Source organism: Rhodothermaceae bacterium (genome assembly GCA_009838195.1).
Classification (GTDB): domain Bacteria; phylum Bacteroidota; class Rhodothermia; order Rhodothermales; family Bin80; genus Bin80.
Genome location: VXSC01000040.1, coordinates 1 through 16,634, shown reverse-complemented (window position 1 = coordinate 16,634; position 16,634 = coordinate 1). Strand labels below are relative to the sequence as shown.

Below are 16,634 nucleotides of genomic sequence, written 5' to 3'. Positions count from 1 at the left end.
ACGAAATACATAGCGCCCCGTAGCCTTATCTGACGGCCGTCCTACTATACCAGGGTAGTTAATTTGTCGTAATTTTCCAAAAATAAACCAGATCGAATGAATCCATGCCCTCTCCAACATTAGCTGCGAAGCTAGGACTCAAAGAGGGTATGAGTGCCTATTCACTTGATCATCCATCCCACTACCATACATTGATTGCGGATGCGCCGGTAATTCCGGGTGAATCACCGGTAGATGAAGCTGACTTTGTTCATGTGTTTTCTGAGCACCAGGATCGGCTGATCGCGTTGCTTGATATTGCACTCCCAACCTTGGCAGACAGGGGCATGTTATGGATTTCCTGGCCAAAGAAAAGTTCAGGAAGAAGGACAAACCTATCCATGAACGTAGTCCTGAGAATTGGGCGGGCAATCGGGATGGTTGATATAAAAATCTGCTCTGTTGATGAGACTTGGTCCGCGGTGAAGTTTGTCTACCGAAGGTCATGAGTTGGGAGATTATCCGACGAGGTCCTCCGGCAGTACGCCACAGTATTCAGATCCAGCGCGCACAATCCTGATTCGCCGGGAGTGTGCCAGGTTCAGTGCCGACGTGCTGGAATTCGGATTGCCTTAATCTGCGCGGCTTCGGCCAAATGCCCACCGTCTTCATTGTACCAGGAATGTCCCCGTCGCTGTCCGAGGATCCATTGGGCGTCGCTAATCAGTTCGATCTCATAAAGAACCTGTTCGACGGTCAGTGAGGCCAGTGCAATGGCAGTTCTGGAAGGTGGATGATGTCCATTTTCACGGCTGAATTGATTGCGGAATCGGGTTGCGTTTGGCATGAATAAAGAAGCAAGAGAGTGTGACTGATTACGATACAAGGATACCGCAAAAACTCGTGCCGATAGTCAACAAAATGCAAACAAGAAATGCACGATTTTTCCAACAAAATTCCACAGCCATTCACACAACCCTTGGGAATGATGGTTATTGTGCGTACTTTGGGGTGCGAGTGTCACCAGATCACAGGAATCATTTTGAAAAGGAAGATGCGAACTGGTGAAAAGCCCGCATCAATCATCACCCCCATAAGCCGATAAATCTATGCAAGAAACAAAACCCCCATTGTGGATCGACCTGACGGTCGACCATGCGGAGGAGATCCGCGACTTTTATGTCAACGTTGCCGGGTGGCAGCCAGAACCCGTTGACATGGGCGGGTACGAAGACTATGCGATGAACGAGGGCAAAGAGACAGTGGCAGGGATCTGTCATGCACGCGGTCTGAATGCCGGGATTCCGCCAGTCTGGATCCCCTATTTTCAGGTGGAATCTCTGGAAAAGAGTCTCCAGTCTTGTGTGGAACGGGGAGGCGAGGTCGTTTGCCCAACCAGATCTATGGGCCCCGAAAAGGGCTACGCAGTCATTCGCGATCCCTCGGGAGCTGTTTGTGCGATCTGGGCTGGCCAATAGCTTTACACTTTCTCCATAATCTGCTATCTTGACCCGTTCACTAACTTAACGCAAAATGTATTTACCCGAAAACTGGATTTCATTTGTAGTTGCCATTCTGCTCCCGATGGTCGTGGGCTCACTCTGGTATGGACCGATCTTCGGTAAGATGTGGATGGAGATGATGGATCTGACGGAGGAGAAAATCAAAGAGAACTTCAATCCGGCCAAATCATACGGAGGATCCCTAGTGGGTTCTGTGCTTACGGTATATGTTTTATCGCTTCTGATCGCCCATATGGATATGGGCACTTTGGGAGGGGGATTGACCGTTGGTTTTGCAGCCTGGGTGGGGTTCGCACTTCCTATGGGCTGGCAGAGTGTTGCCTGGGAGGATAAAGGCATGGGGATTTTTGTGCTGAATCAGGCATACAATCTCGTTGTCTTTCTGCTCATGGGTGGGTTGATTGGGGCCTGGCGATAAATGGCCGTATGGGAATCAGTGTAGCGGATCGTGCTGCCGAATTGCGTACGAGTCTCAATCGGCACGCATACCGGTACTACGTACTTGCACGACCCACGATCACAGACGCAGAGTATGATCAACTCCTCTCGGAGTTGACTGCACTTGAGAACGAGTATCCTGAACTGGTTACACCGGATTCTCCGACCCAGCGGGTTGGGAGTGATCTGGACTCAGATTTCGTCAAGACTTCTCACCTGCGTCCTGTCCTTAGTCTGGCGAACGCGTTCGGTATAGAGGATTTATCGGCTTGGGAGACACGGAACCGCAAGTTGGTGCCAGGTGAAGCATTTGCCTACGTGGTAGAGCCCAAGTTTGACGGATTAACATTGGTGCTGCGTTATGAGAAAGGGGTCCTTGTTCAGGCAGCTACGCGAGGCAACGGGGAGGTTGGGGACGTGGTCACTGCAAATGCACGCACGATCCGGTCAGTACCACTGCGGATTCCTGTTGAGAAGGGGCCGGTGCCCCCGGATGTACTTGTGATCAGATGCGAAGTGCTCTTTACCAAAGAAGCGTTTGCGAAACTGAATCAGCAGCGAATTGAAGAGGGGGAGCCGGCCTATATCAATGCACGGAATACGGCGTCCGGTTCCCTGAAACAAAAGGATGCACAGCTCACGGCGAAAAGGGATCTATCCGCGTATGCGTACGACGTGATGTTTCCGGATGATTTTGCACCCGAGGACCATTTTGAACGTCTGGATTGGCTGCATCGCGCGGGATTCAGGATCCCACCTGAAGTGCAGTTGCTGCCAACATTGGAGGACGTCGCCAAACGGGTGGACTGGTGGAAAGAGGTGAGAGACACGCTTCCATTCGAGATTGATGGCATCGTCATCAAAGTATCAGACAGTACACAGGCGAAGAAGCTCGGTATTGTGGGCAAAGATCCACGCGGGGCAGTCGCATTCAAATTCCCCTCCGAGGAGGCAACGACCCTGCTTGAGTCGGTAAAACCTCAGATAGGAAGAACGGGACGTATTACTCCGACGGCTCACCTCAAGCCTGTATTTGTGGGAGGAGTCACCGTTTCAAATGCAACCCTACATAACTATGACCAGGTAGAGCAGCTTGATCTGCGCATCGGAGACACGATCAGGATAAAGCGGTCGGGAGATGTTATCCCCTACATTGTTGGGTCCGTGAAAGAGGTTCGCTCAGGCAGCGAAACCCCCATTCTACCACCGGAGCAGTGTCCGGTTAGTGGGGATCAACTGATCCGAAAGAGGGATGGAGTGGATCTGTATTGCCCGAACGCACGGTGCTCAGAGAGGGTATTACGGCGAGTCATGTTTTTTGCTTCCAGGGAAGGGCTGGATATTGAAGGGTTGGGGCCGAACACGGTACAGGTTCTGATTGAATCTGGCCTGATTAACGATGAAGCGGATCTCTACACGCTTACAGAGGAAAAGCTGTTACCCTTAGAGGGATTTGCAGATCGGAAGACATCCGAGCTTATCGCCTCTATTCATCGGAGTCGGGATCGTGGGCCCGAAAAATTGCTGATTGCTCTAGGAGTTAATGGTATCGGAGCAGTGTCAGCACGGCTATTGCTTGGACAGTTTTCGATTGAGGAGTTGATGATGATCGCGGAAAGGATAAATACAATTGAGGGGGAGGTGCCGACAGAGGTGCTGCAGGATGGGGACACTCTTTCCACCACGCTCCTGCAGAAGGTGCACCTCAAGGATCCGGTTGGAGCTTGCCTGAGGCAATTGGACACAGATGACGAGAGATTCGTTGCACCCCTGACGGAGCTGCTTAATTTGCTGCGCCGCTTTCTGGAGCTGGATGGGATTGGTCCGATGATGGTACAGGAGATTCTTGCGTGGTTCAGGGAAGATGAAAATCGAGACCTGATCACCAAGCTACAGGCTGCCGGCGTTTCGTTTGAATCTCAGGAGCAAGCCCCATCTTCTCAATTACTGGAAGGGAAGACGTTCGTGATCACCGGAAGCTTGGAAGAGATGACACGGTCGGAGGCACGCGCCTGGATTGAGTCGCATGGTGGGAAGGTTACAGGTAGCGTTAGCAAGAAGACAGACTATCTCTTGGCTGGGGAGAATGCAGGCAGTAAATTAAAAAAGGCGGTGGCACTTGATGTTGCAGTACTGGGGTTGAGTGAGCTGAAGGACCTCGTAATCGGAAGCGGAAATGGTTGATCATGCAGGATAGTCAAAACATGAAGATTTTTCTTTTAGATGCGATGGCCCTCGCCTATCGGGCCCATTTTTCGTTTCTGAGTCGCCCACGGATTAATTCACGGGGGGAAAATACCAGCGCCCTTTATGGCTTTAGTACGACCTTGATTAACCTGATTGAAGAAGTAGGACTGAAGTATGCGGCAATCGTATTTGATGGGCCGGGAAAAACCTTCAGGAATGATCTGTACTCCGAGTACAAAGCAAATCGAGATGCGCCACCGGACGCGTTGCTTGAGAATTTGCCCCGGATCAAGGAACTGGCGCAGGCACTTTCCATTCCGGTCCTGCAGGCGGATCGGTTTGAGGCAGATGATGTGATTGGTACGCTGGCACGGAAGGCCGAGGCCTCAGGTGTGCATGCCGTCATAGTGTCTCCAGATAAGGATTTTCAGCAACTTCTTTCTTCCCATGTAGAAATGTTGCGGCCACGCAGCGGCGCCGGTTTTGAGCGTGTAACTGAGGAGGGTTTCCGGGAAAAGTATCAGATCCCTCCTCAAAACTTCATTGACATGCTTGCGCTGATGGGAGACAGCAGTGATAATGTACCAGGTGCACGGGGAATTGGTGAAAAAGGGGCGGCAAAGTTGGTGCAGCAGGATCAGACCGTCGAGAATATTTTGGACAAGGCCTCGACCTATACCAGTAAGCGCTGGCGGACCGCCCTGACTGCAGACCCGGACATGGTACGACTGAGCAAGGACCTAGTCACGATACGAACAGATCTGGATGTAAAGTTAGACTGGGAAGCCTGTCGTCCCCGCAGTCCCAAAGACATGGAGCCGTTGTCATTTTTCCGCCGCTACGAATTTAACACACTGATCCGCCGCCTGACTGCCGGATCAGAACTCTTCGAAACTGCCGAGATCGCCGCCACCAGTACCCTGAAGAGCTATCAATCCGATCGGGCGAATTACCGGATGATCACAACGGTTGACGAGCTAAAAACGTTTGAACAGTCCCTGAAAGAGGTCCGGCGTGTCGGAGTGGCCAGCCTGATGACACCGGGTTCTCCAGTTCGTGCAGACTGGTGGGGCATGGCGGTTTCCTGGGCCCCAGGGAGTGCGGTATTTCTTCCACTTCCGCTTCCGGATGGGACACCCGTATCGGAGGTGATCCAGATTCTTGCTCCGGTTTTTTCTAACGGGAAAGTGGAGAAGATCGGGCATGATCTGAAGCCGCTTATTGTTCAGCTCCGGCGACTCAACGTACCGGTTCGGGGAAAGCTCTTCGATACCCAGATTGCTCACTATCTCCTTTCTCCAGATCAAAACCACCGGTTCGGGACGGTTGCGAAGCAGCAGTTGGGCTACGAGCCTCAGGAGATCGAGGATATTCTTGGGACGGGGCGCCTGCGACGAGAGCCGCGAGATATCGCCCCCGAGGAGTTCCGGATCCTCGCCTGTGAGCATGCGGCTTGTCCACTTGAAATGCAGGTGAAATTGCATAAAAAACTCCAGGAAAGTGATCTTCACAAAATCGCGGACGAAATGGAGTTCCCGCTGGTGTATGTGTTGGCTGACATGGAGGCCGCGGGCGTGAGACTTGATCTGTCTATCCTGGAAGAGCTGGGTCCCAGAATTCAAGAAGATCTGGACCGATATGCTAGTGAGATTTACAAGGAATCTGGCGTGTCTTTCAATATTGCCTCTTCGAAGCAGGTGGGGGAGGTTCTCTTTGAGAAATTGGGGTATCCGGTGAAGCGGCGCACGCCTTCCGGAAAGCCTTCCACCAGGGAGGAGGTTCTTCTGGATCTTGCTACCGAGCATAAGGTGGCAGCGCTCATTATGGATTGGCGAAAAGCCGCCAAGCTCAAAGGGACGTACGTAGACAACCTAGCACGTATGGTCATGCCGATGACGCAGCGGGTTCATACCGTGTTCAATCAGACCTCTGCAGCCACGGGCCGGCTATCTTCTTCAGACCCGGCACTACAAAATATTCCTGTCCGCGATCGTACAGGGCGAGAGCTTCGCAGCGCATTTGTGGCTCCGGCGGGCTGGTACATTTTGTCAGCGGATTATTCGCAGATTGAACTCAGGATCCTCGCTCACATGAGCATAGATCCAGAGTTACAGGAGATTTTTGCAACCGGTCGTGATCCTCACACGGAAACTGCCGCACTGATCTACAAGGTGGATGCCATCGACATTACACGAGAGCAGCGGAACGCAGCAAAGGCCGTGAATTATGGGATCCCGTATGGTCTCTCACCTTCCGGCTTGGCGCGTGGGTTACGGTGCACACACAAAGAGGCACAGCAGTTAATGAAAGCTCACCAGGAGTCTTTTCCCGGGGTATGGCAGTTCATACAGAGGCAGGTTGATCAGGCAAAGGAACGTGGCTTCGCCACCACGCTCATGGGGCGACGCCGTTATTTACCAGACCTAAAGGCCCGTAATAGTGCTGTGCGTGCTGCCGCCGAGCGGATTGCAGTCAATATGCCAATACAGGGGACGCAGGCAGATATGATCAAGTTGGCGGCCATTGCAATTGATCGGGAGTTGCAACATGCCGGCATGCGATCACGGGCGATTCTGCAAGTCCACGATGAACTCGTGTTTGAAGTCCCCGAGCAGGAATTTGCAGAGGCGGAAGAGATCGTCCAGACCTGTATGGTTCAGGCCATAGAACTCCGGATTCCAATTGAGGTCAATGTCGGTAGGGGTACGAATTGGCTTCAAGCACACTGAGAGGCCGAGAAAAGTCGCATCAGGACCGGTGCGTGGTCTGAAGGGCGCTCCAGATCACGCTCTTCGACATCGACCCAGGCATTGCTGCTGAGCTCGGAAAGGTCAGGGGTTGCAAGGATATGGTCAATCCGTACCCCGTCATTCCATTCAAATCCTCGTGTACGAAAATCCCACCATGTGTATACGCCAGGGCCTCTGGCATATTTGCGCAATAGATCCGAGAGCGAAAACTGGTCCATGAGGATATTCAGCTTTTCGCGTGCTGCCGGATCGCACAGGACAGAATCCCTCCAGCTGTCCGGGTGGGCGACATCCAGATCGTCAAAAGCGACATTAAAATCTCCCGTCAGGATAAACTCTTTGTATTTCTCCCGTTCCACATCCAAGAATTTACGCAAGGTATCAAGCCAGCGAAGCTTGTAGGCATGCTTTGGCATCCCAATTCGTCTTCCGTTGGGTACATAAACGTTGACGACACGCAGATTATGGACACTGCCGGAGATGACCCGCGCTTCGTTGTCAAGTCCGGTTCGGATATCCTCCACTATTTCTCTGGCAAGAATGGCCACCCCATTGTAGGAGGGTTGGCCATGGATGAATGCCTGATACCCGGCTTCTTCGATGGCAGAAAAGGGGAATGTTTCCTGCGTGGCTTTGATTTCCTGCAGGCAAACGATGTCCGGATTATGTCGCTCAAGGAAATCAAGGATCCTGACGAGTCGGGCACGTGCAGAATTGACATTCCATGTGACGAGTTTAATAGGGAGAGACATGGTTTCTTGACCTACTGTTCGGCACTAAGATAACAGTAAACTTCCATAGGGCATCTTCGGATCAATTGTCAGGCCTGAACTAGGTGCAAAGACGGCCATGTTTGTGTTTGGAACGAGCCGCTTTCTTTCGCACTGACGTATGTTGCAATCGTTGTCGAATCACGCGAAATATACCGACGACCTTTTCTGCCACTCTTTATTTTGTTAATTTTGCATGCAGACGCTCTGGAAACTGCATCGCTGCAAATTCTCTGGCACCCGAAAAACTTGTTCGGTGCATCACACACATGGCAACACAGACTTCAAAGCAGACCTTCCTGCAGTGCCGAGGGCACTGGAACATTAGAAGAAGGGCGCTGTAACGAAACGCATGACCAATTCAGTTACTTCCTTCTCCCCACAATCAAAGGGCGGATGTTGTGTCGGAGCACATACATCTCGGTGGGTGCGCTCTTTTTTTGTAGTGGGTTTGCTAGTCACTGTGGGTCTTGTCGGGTGTTCAATGGCACCACGTCTGGAGGACCCGCTGCAGCCACTCCCCGAAGAATTCGAAGCGGCTGCACTTGCTGATCAGAGTGCACAGCACTACTGGTGGCACGGCTTTGGAGATCCATACCTGAATCAGTTAGTGGATTCGGTTATCGCACGAAATCTGGACCTTCGAGTAGCTGTGGCTCGCGTGGCAGAAGTGCAGAATCAATTTCGTATCGCACGGTCTGAGCAGCTTCCGTCCATGGAACTGGCTGCGCGGCGCGATCAGCAGGATACTCCTTCCAATATAGGTATCGGGGGACAGTTAGGGGATCGTTTCAGCGTGCCAGGAGCACCTGAATTTCCCGATCGGTTCGATTATACAACCTATAGTGCCTCACTAGGGTTCGCGTACGAAATAGACTTTTGGGGCCGGGTACGCGGAACGAAGCGCGCAGCACTGCAGGAGTTTTTTGCCACACAATCTGACGTTCGTACGGTACTCATGGGAGTCATCGGGGAGACGGTTGCGACCTATTTTGAGATTGCCGCTCGTCAACGCACCCTCGAATTGACACAGGAAAGCGTACGTATCCTGACTGAACGTACAGAGATCCTGTCTGATCGGTATGAGCGAGGGCTGGTGTCTCCTTTGGAATTCCACGCCGCTCAGCAGCAACTTCATGCTGCAAAAGCCGATCTGCCCGTGCTCGAAAGTCAGTTGGATGCGACCCGAGGGCGACTGAGCCTGCTTCTGGGGAGTTACCGAATGCCGATGGACACCATGCTTGTTCCCGAGAGCGCCTATACTTACGCGTTGGAGGAGATACCGAGCGGATTGCCCTCAGATTTGCTGCAGGGGCGGCCGGATGTAGTTGCGGCATTTCAGCGTTTAGAAGCTGCCCGTGAGCGCATCGGAGCCGCGCGCGCCGTTCAATTCCCCAGTTTTTCACTGACAGGAGCGGCTGGTACGCAGAGCAGCACACTCTCCGATATTGTGAAGACCAGTCAGAACTTCTGGCTTTTTGGCACCGGTTTGACGGCCCCCATATTCAATGCCGGTAGGATCCGAGCAAACATTCGGGTGGCTTGGGCCCAGTACGAACAGTTGGCGCTCCAGTATGAGAAAACCGTGCTCATGGCCTTCCGGGACGTGGAGGCAGCGCTTGTGAACTACGGTAAATTGAAGGAGCGCCATGCGTCCCTTACAGCTGCCCAGGCTTCGGCCCATGACAGAGTTCAAATTCAGGAACTTCGCTATCTTCGGGGAACGGGTGACTATCTAGGCTTTCTGGATGCCCGGCGCAATCTTGTCCTCTCGGAAATAGGATTAATGGAATCCCGCCGCAGCTTAGCCGAAGCCCGCTTAGCGGTACATAGATCCCTTGGCGGGACCTGGATTCAGGAAGGATCAGTTCTCAATCCCGAAACGCCGTAGATTTTTGCCGAAGTTACGGTCCAGGCATACAGTGGTTACGAACACAAAGAAGGCTTCCAGCCGTGGTGGGTGCGCTCCGTCGTGAATAGACACCGAAGATCTATCAACGGGTTGCTGAAGCCATGAATGACCACAGTTGAGGTTGGACATAGATCAATGGCCACGATAGGCCCCGCCAATTCTAGAATTCCCGGAATCCAGAGACTCTATCCACGGACTGCTGAGCGGGTTGGTCCACATATCCGCGGCGAAACAAACTGTCGAGGCGATGATGCAACATCATGAGCGCTGGTACCAGCATCATCAGGATGATCGTAGCAAACAGCACACCGACCCCAAGGCTGACTGCCATCGGAATGAGAAACTGTGCCTGTGTGCTCCGCTCAAGTATAAGAGGGAGGACACCTAGGAATGTGGTTACAGATGTGAGTAGGATTGGGCGGAAGCGAGCCTTCCCACCTTCCCAGATAGCTTCTTCCATGGGTACCCCTTCCCGCCTCCTTTCATTGATGTAGTGAATAAGCACCAACGAGTCATTAATTACAATCCCACTTAGTGCCACGATCCCAAACAGGCTAAGCATGCTCAGATTCAGTCCCATGACGATATGGCCAATCAGGGCACCAATAAATCCAAACGGGATCACGGCCAAAATGATGAATGGCTGGATATATGAACGAAAGGGAATGGCCAAAAGTGCGTACATCACAAACAATGCGATGACGAACCCTCTTGTCAGCGAGTTCACAGCATCAGCTTGCTGCCTCTGCTCTCCTTCAAAGCTTACGCGGAAACCTGGAATATCCGTCTGAATAGCCGGCACGACTTCCGATTCCAGGCGATTGATGACCGCACCCAGTGTATTTTGCTCTTCATTCACATCCGCTGTGACGGTTACAACGCGGCGTCGGTCGCGTCGATGAATGGTGGATGGGCCGGTACCAAAGCGCGCTTCAGCGACTTCGCTAAGTGGGATCTCGGCTCCGGCCGGTGTTCGAATACGGAGTCGCTGCAGGTCGGCTGGAGTGTTGCGTTCATCCTCTGGCAGGCGAACCATTACCCTGACATCGTCCCGTCCTCTCTGAATACGCAGGGCTTCGGCACCAAAGAAGGCGTTGCGTACCTGCAGGGCCATGTCTTCAAAAGTCAGTCCGAGGGGGCGTGATTCTGGAAGCAGTTCCAACTGAACTTCACGTTTTCCCCTGTCTTGATCATCGTCGATATTAGAGGTCCCTGCAATATTCGTCAGCTCCTCCCGGAAGTGCGTTGTTGCCTGTGCCAGCGCCTGGGCAGTGGGCGCACTCAGTTCTGCCCGAATGCTGCTTCCGAGGGAGAGCAGTGCAGCCTGGAAAACGAGAGAGTTTACACCGGGAATTTCGCCAACTTTTTCACGCCATGCTTCTTCAAATTCAAGTGCAGGGAGCTTTCGTATTTCGGCGTTGACCAATTCAAAGCTGACCTCACCTAGATGGGATTGGATGATCTTATGTTGATCAGCCGCCATCGGATTCAACCCGAGGGAGGGCTGGTCACCGACCAAGGTCATCGTATTTGTCACCAGAGGCGGGTGATTCTCTGGAAGGTTGGCTTGCAATTCGGCGGCAGTTTCATGCCCCTTCGCTTCCAGTAGTTCGGCAATCTGCTGCGTTCGCTCAGCCGGAGTACCCAACGGCATCTCAATGCGTGCCGTTACGACTTCGCCTTCAATTTCAGGGATAAAAATGAACTGAATCAATCCACCACGCACGAATGCGAGTGACAGACCGATCAGAGCCACCGAACCGATCAGCACAAGAGCATAACGCTGCGTGGTGAGTCGCAGTATTCGATCTAACGGACCATGGATGAAGCGTTCCAGGGCCTGCGTTATAGCAGACTGGATCCATTGTAGGCGCTGCATGACCCTGCCAGGGTTTGCATTCTTTTTCATGTGCGAGAGATGTGCCGGCAGGATAAAGAGCGATTCAATCAGGGAAAATAACAGAACAGTAATGGCAACCGTCGGGATAGATTGCATTAACTTGCCCATTGACCCCGGTACAAACAGCATTGGCGAAAACGCTGCGATTGTCGTAAATACCGCAAAGGTCACAGGCGCACAGAGGCGCGTGGCTCCTTCAACTGCGGCACGCAAGGGCGGTACGCCACGCTCCTGCTCCCTGAATATGTTTTCCCCAATTACAATGGCATCATCAACCACAATTCCAATGGCAACGATAAAAGCAAACAAAGAGGTCATGTCGATGGAAACTCCCAGTAATGCCATTACCGTAAACGAGCCAATAAAGGATACCAGGAGGCCCAGGGAAGTCCACAATGCCAAGTGAAGGTTCATGGACAGGACCAAAGCGAGCGTCACAAGTATGAAGCCGACGACTCCATTTTTGATCAGAAGGTTGAGGCGGCTTTTGAGGTAGGCGTGCTCATTGCGCCACGTATCTACGGAAATCCCGTCCGGCACACTCGCACGGAAGCCCGTCAGGTACTCTTCGGTGGCTTCAGCAATATCAAGGACACGCTCATCACCCGTGCGGGAAATCGCCACCAGAACTGCCGGCTGTCCTCCAAATCGTGCAATAATGTCATCGTCCTGAAATCCATCCGTGACGGTGGCGAGATCCGCAAGACGGACAGTAGCACCTGCTGGAGTTGCCAGAACGATAATTTCCTCAAAATCTCTGGCTGTATAATTCTGGCCCTTGGAACGAACTAGGATTTCTTCACTGCGCGTCTCCAGGCTGCCACCAGGTAGTTCCAGGCTTCCACGACGCACGGCAGTTGCTACATCAGAAAGACGTAGCCCATAGGCAGCCAACGCGTCTTTCGAGACTTCAATCGATATTTCATAGTCCCGCACGCCGATCAAACGCACAAAGGAGATTTCGTCAAGTGCCGTCAGTTCATCCTTGACCTGTTCTGCCAATGCCTTGAGTGTATGCTCGTCGGCGTTCCCGTAAATAGCAATCTGCAGAACATTCCTACGGTTGGTCAGCTCTCGCACTATTGGCCGCTCCACTTCAGCGGGAAATGTATTGATGCGATCCACATTACTCTTGATGTCGTTGAGAGCCTTATCAACATCAGCGCCCAACTCCAGGTTTACCGTCACTACGCCAACATTTTCCGAAGCAACGGATGAGATTTGATCAATGTCATCCACGCCATCAATCGCCTCTTCAATGCGTCGCACGACTCCGTCTTCCACCTCTTCGGGGGAGGCTCCACGGTAGTCTGCGCGGATTTCGACAGCATCGAGGCTGGCTTCCTGAAAGACCTCCTGCGGAATTTTTGACACGTTCAGGAGTCCGAGGAAAAGAATCAGCAACATCAGCAGATTCGCTGCGACGCTGTTGCGTGCCATGTAGGCAATAGCTTTCTTCATGTCGGCAAGCTATTTGCTGCTTCTGACTAATCCATTTCGGTCCGTACACGCATGCCATCGGTTATGGCGTTGAGCATATTGGTGACCACCTGGTCATGGTCCGTGATCCCATTTAGAACATAGAGGGTGTCCTCCACTTCTTGGATGATCTCTATGGGTTGCACATACAGGCGGTCCTCACGAACAACCCAGACCACATCACCTTCTCTAAGGGTTTCGCGTGGCAGCGTGTAGTATTGATCAAAGTGCCGACCTTCCAAGAATGCAGTAACAAACGTTCCCACCAGAAGGGGCGGGCGCACATCACTGCTTTCGTAGGGTTTCTGTACACGGACGATCACATTGAGTGTTCGCGTAGACTCATCTAGGGTCCCTTCCGTGCGATGAATGCTTCCGGTCCATTCATGCTCCCCATCGGCATTACGGGCAAGAAGTCTGGCATGTGTAGCCCCGGTTCCACCAGTTAGCAAGTCGCCGAGGAGCGTGATGTCGCGGCCTGCGATGGGAACACTGATCTCAACGACATCTGTCCCATAAAAGAAGGCGATTACATGTCCCGGCCCAACAAACTGCCCCAAATCCGCTCCCTTAGTTCGCAAACGTCCGTTGTATGGGGCGGTGATACGTGTTCGCTTCAGACGCGCTTCGGCATCTTGCAACCGTGCCTGAGCTCCTTGAAGTTGTGCGACTGCAGCCTTCCAATGCGGCTCCTTGAAGACAAGGCTACCGAGTTCAGTGCTGTCGGCCGGTCTCTGTATGCCCGTTCGACTCTCCAGAAGTTCCCATTCCTCCTTTGAAATCTCCATCTCCTCTTCAGCTCTCAGCAAATCGAATTGTCGCTGCGTTACCTCAGCCTGCGCGACGGTGACCGCGTTGGCATAATCGGTGGAATCTATCCTGAGAATCTCCTGACCCTGACGGAAGGCTCCACCGGTGACAAATTCGTCTGCTACCCAAGTGACCTTCCCTGCAACTTCAGCGACAAGTGTCACTTCCCGCAGTGGTCGAACCGTTCCATTGCCGCGTATCGTGACACGCCCTTCGTGCGCGGTAGGTGCGACGGTGGTGACAAAAGGAAGGACTCGCTCCGACGTTGGTTCTGAAGTACTGGAGCGCAGTTGTGATAATACGATGGCTAAGACTACGATGCCTGCAACAACGATGGCACCCACAATAAATACGAGCTTTCCCCGCTTCATGACTGCTGTGTATACTCGGACAATAGCATCGGCGAAAACCTACAGCGCTCCCAGATCGAATTACGACATCTCGTGAATCCAAGTCCCGCCGAGGGGTCTGTGTACCGCCAGACGGGCATCGGCCAAGCTACGAAGGGATTCCTTTGGAGCCATTTATGACATGATAAAATGTACTGGGCATCCAGAAAGCCTAGATCGTCGCCCGCACACCGAAGATAGTAAAATTCCTGGATACAGACTCTTTCATGAACCGAAGACCGGCGGCGGCAAGGTAACCAGATTGAGCGTGCACCCCACCGCCGTCCCCCGTATTCTAATGGTTCAGCGGCACCTATATCCGTGCAAAGCTTGGGTATCACGGGCAATTGAAAGAGGCGGACTGTTTGGGGTCGGCACGAATCAATTGGGGTCGTGATTATTCGAGGCTGCTCGATAAAGGATGAGCGTTTCGTAGATGCTATACTCAAGCCACAGAACAGAAAACGCAATTGTCAGTAGTAGCTGGGTTGAAGATCTGGAGATTCAGCGAGTAAAGTGTTTAGCCGGGTAGTTGCCGTTTTTTGTTACCCCGTTATCCTGTGACGTGCAAATATATGAGAGAATCCTCTCCCATTCTTGTTCCAACCAGTTATCAATCTGGCTATGCAAAGGCGCGGCGGAAGGACCCGGTTCTGGCAGATCTGTATGCTCAGCATACAACAATTGGCGATCCCGAATTAGATCCGGTATTTGAGGAATGTGTGCCACAATTGGATCCCGATGTTTTTAGCCGGTATGTGCGAGCTGGCATTGAAGGAAGAGAAGAATTTTTGGCGGGTGCACCTGATTGTCTCCGTGAATTCTTTCACAAGGCGGATACCGTTAAGCCACCTTGGCTGAACTACGAATCGTTTCGGCCCGCGGGCCGTGCTGTCTACAAGAACGCCAGTCTGGTGCTGGCTGCATTTGTAGCGGGCGTTCTTGTAGAAGGGTTTTCAACCATGATAGCCAAGTCTTTTCGGATGACGGGACGGGTTGGTTCAAAGAATACCAAGCGTCGCTTAGGTTATAATGCCCGGCATATACTTGAGATATTTTATCCTGGCGGCATGCTGCGGCCAAACGACGGATGGAAAATGACAATGCGCATCCGCTTCGTCCATGCCAAGGTTCGCTATTTGCTGAATCGCTTCGATGAATGGGATAAAGAGGCCTGGGGTTGCCCTGTGAGTGCCGCCCATCTAGGGTACGCTACTGCGGTGTTTTCTATGCGCCTAATTCATTTCTCCAAGATACTTGGTGTGAAATTCAACAGAGAAGAGCAAGAAGGCGTTATGGATGTATTTCGTTACGTGGGGTATTTATTTGGTGTCCCCGATGCCATACTGTACGAGGACAAAAAGGCTGCCGAGCGGATCTTTAAGATCGGCATGCTATGTGAACCACCTCCTGACGAAGATTCAGCGTTTATGGCCAATCAACTGGTTCGTGCCGTACCAAGTGTCACCGGTATTGAAAATGTGAAGGAAGCAGAAGAACAGATCAAATTAGGGTACGCACTTTCAGGGATTCTCATTGGACGCAAGATGGCAAAGGACTTGCAGTTCCCCTATTACAACGGCTTCATCGCCCTCTTTTTGTTTCGAACCCGCATATTTCTTGAAAGCGTGCTCAAGGATACACAGTTCGTACGGAGGAAGAATTTTATGGAATTATTGGGGATTTCCTCCTATGACGACATCATTGGGATCAGTTACAAGCTACCAACGCACGTGAAGGACGCCATGTCTCAGGACTGGTAACAGCGTACCAAATATCTTGGTACTACCGCACGGCAACGACCAGAACATTCTGTTCTGGTCCCGAACGAAAGCGGGTGGTATTGCAGGGAATATCAGTCCACAGGACGGAACCCGAATCTCAGAGCACCGTTCCTGACCGCCAAACATGCGTGCTGCTCTGAGCTGTGGGAGCGGTGCTCCAATCTAAACCAGAGGCAAATGAACGAGACTGAGAATTCTGATCAACTAAACAAGATTTTTTGGCTACTTGTGACTGCAAACGTGTGGCTTGTCATGCTCGTTGCCCTAATGTGTTACCTGTTATGGGGATGGTAACCACCATCTTACTTTGGTCCAGAACATCACAACTACTTATTGTTCATATGGGCTCTGAATTGGCCCGGGGTCGCACAGACGTACATACTGCGACCAGAGGCGAAAAGCGGCTATAAGATTCAAAGGTGCGAACCGCACAGACTCACGCGCTGTGACCAGAGAGTTTGGTCATGAGTTAACAGTAATATAACCAGTTGAGACTGTTGAATAAAAGCGTTCAAGTTTCGGAGAGGAATTTTTCAAGGGGCATGATGGATTTTTGCGAAGATTTTGGGTGTCATTCGGTCGTCAGTACTGCCCGACCCGGCATTTAAGGAACCAAATGCCTGCGTTGATCCTCTGGTTTTACCCCGTGGACACAGCCATCCTCGGGAATCGTTTCAAATTGTGTGCGATCGCCTCCATCACATGCTCTGCAT

The 16,634-nt window shown here is 52.1% G+C and carries 11 protein-coding genes; 7 read left to right on the top strand and 4 right to left on the bottom strand.

Annotated features, from left to right (window positions below):
- Positions 1-104: 104 nt before the first annotated feature.
- Positions 105-488: a DUF3052 family protein gene (locus F4Y64_09300; GenBank protein ID MXX97792.1), complete on the top strand. Its 384-nt coding sequence runs from the start codon at positions 105-107 to the stop codon at positions 486-488.
- Between the two features lie 92 nt (positions 489-580).
- Here the strand turns inward: F4Y64_09300 and F4Y64_09295 are convergent, their stop codons facing one another.
- Entirely contained in the window at positions 581-826 is a 246-nt protein-coding gene (locus F4Y64_09295; protein ID MXX97791.1) for a hypothetical protein, read from the bottom strand.
- Between the two features lie 262 nt (positions 827-1,088).
- On the opposite strand from F4Y64_09295, the gene F4Y64_09290 reads away from it, so the two are divergent.
- From F4Y64_09290 to polA, 4 genes are read left to right on the top strand one after another with little or no spacing between them, the layout of a single operon-like run.
- Complete coding sequence (locus F4Y64_09290; GenBank protein MXX97790.1) at positions 1,089-1,457, top strand: VOC family protein; 369 nt, start codon at positions 1,089-1,091, stop codon at positions 1,455-1,457.
- A gap of 55 nt (positions 1,458-1,512) precedes the next feature.
- Positions 1,513-1,920 (top strand): DUF1761 domain-containing protein, encoded by a 408-nt coding sequence (locus F4Y64_09285; GenBank protein MXX97789.1) that lies wholly within the window; start codon positions 1,513-1,515, stop codon positions 1,918-1,920.
- Positions 1,921-1,928: 8 nt separating this feature from the next.
- The gene (gene ligA, locus F4Y64_09280; protein MXX97788.1) at positions 1,929-4,124 is read left to right on the top strand and encodes an NAD-dependent DNA ligase LigA; all 2,196 of its coding nucleotides are present in this window, start codon (positions 1,929-1,931) and stop codon (positions 4,122-4,124) included.
- A 2-nt stretch (positions 4,125-4,126) separates the two neighbouring features.
- A complete protein-coding gene (gene polA, locus F4Y64_09275; GenBank protein ID MXX97787.1) occupies positions 4,127-6,856 on the top strand; it encodes a DNA polymerase I in 2,730 nt (909 codons plus the stop codon).
- Here the strand turns inward: polA and xth are convergent.
- Positions 6,844-7,629 (bottom strand): exodeoxyribonuclease III, encoded by a 786-nt coding sequence (gene xth, locus F4Y64_09270; GenBank protein ID MXX97786.1) that lies wholly within the window; start codon positions 7,627-7,629, stop codon positions 6,844-6,846. The two genes, polA and xth, sit on opposite strands and share 13 nt — an antisense overlap.
- 370 nt (positions 7,630-7,999) lie before the next feature.
- On the opposite strand from xth, the gene F4Y64_09265 reads away from it, so the two are divergent.
- A complete protein-coding gene (locus F4Y64_09265) occupies positions 8,000-9,538 on the top strand; it encodes a TolC family protein (GenBank protein ID MXX97785.1) in 1,539 nt (512 codons plus the stop codon).
- A 181-nt stretch (positions 9,539-9,719) separates the two neighbouring features.
- Here F4Y64_09265 and F4Y64_09260 read toward each other — a convergent pair whose 3' ends face one another.
- The gene (locus tag F4Y64_09260; protein MXX97784.1) at positions 9,720-12,920 is read right to left on the bottom strand and encodes an efflux RND transporter permease subunit; all 3,201 of its coding nucleotides are present in this window, start codon (positions 12,918-12,920) and stop codon (positions 9,720-9,722) included.
- 26 nt (positions 12,921-12,946) lie between these two features.
- On the bottom strand, positions 12,947-14,119 hold the full coding sequence (locus tag F4Y64_09255; protein MXX97783.1) for an efflux RND transporter periplasmic adaptor subunit: 1,173 nt from the start codon (positions 14,117-14,119) through the stop codon (positions 12,947-12,949).
- Between the two features lie 593 nt (positions 14,120-14,712).
- On the opposite strand from F4Y64_09255, the gene F4Y64_09250 reads away from it, so the two are divergent.
- Positions 14,713-15,900, top strand: a complete 1,188-nt coding sequence (locus F4Y64_09250; protein ID MXX97782.1) for a DUF2236 domain-containing protein — start codon at positions 14,713-14,715, stop codon at positions 15,898-15,900.
- The last annotated feature ends 734 nt before the right edge of the window (positions 15,901-16,634 follow it).